This is a genomic window from Pseudomonas sp. P5_B2, assembly GCF_056400445.1.
Genome location: NZ_JBFULH010001297.1, coordinates 1 through 747 on the forward strand (window position 1 = coordinate 1; position 747 = coordinate 747).

1 protein-coding gene is annotated in these 747 nt (G+C 56.6%); it reads left to right on the forward strand.

Going from position 1 to position 747, the window contains the following annotated elements:
- Positions 1-216 precede the first annotated feature (216 nt).
- Positions 217-603: a DUF6124 family protein gene (locus tag AC1DRJ_RS30855; protein ID WP_477805445.1), complete on the forward strand. Its 387-nt coding sequence runs from the start codon at positions 217-219 to the stop codon at positions 601-603.
- The last annotated feature ends 144 nt before the right edge of the window (positions 604-747 follow it).

Genomic DNA, 747 nt, shown 5'->3' on the forward strand with positions numbered 1-747 from the left:
GGCTTTGACAGGCTGAAAAGTGTAATCTGCACTCCCTCCCGACCGGGCGGCATGCTCACGCGCATGCAGTCTCGTTATGGTGGCTGTGCGCGGGGCATCTTCGGGTGCACCGGGTTCTCACACTTCCGGTCTGTCAACCCGCGTACAGCTGCCACCCAATCCTGTTTGACAGCAGGGGATTGGTAGCTCTTATCAATAGTGTGAGGATATACAAATATGAAAAAGATCACTCCGAATCCACCTGGATCTGAGTCATGCTCAGATGCAGAGACTCCCGATTTGACTCATCTCTCTGATACCACCGAACGCACCGTCAGCGCTCGTCTGCGCAACCCAAAACACCCCGATCCCATCAGCCACGTCTTCACCCTTCTCCCCGACATCGACACACCCACCCTGCTCGCTCACGCCTGCGAAACCCTCGCCTCGCTCAACGTCATGACCACCGACCTCGCCTGTGAACTCGAAGGCTCGCGTCGTAACGTGGGATTGGCGATTCAGCAGTTGAGCGTACTGGCGGAGCTGTTGGTAAACCGCGCGTTAGACAATCTCGATCCGCCTGATGGGCTGCCTGAGGATCCGCCTACAGTCACTGCTGAGTAGTAGCGTTCTTTTAACAAATGGAGGGTTTGTCATGGATCGATACATGCCTATCACCGGCATCGACTGCACCATCGAGTCGTTGCTGATCGACACCGACGCACCGCTGGACGTAGTGCACGAAACCGCGGCTTACCGCATCCGCAC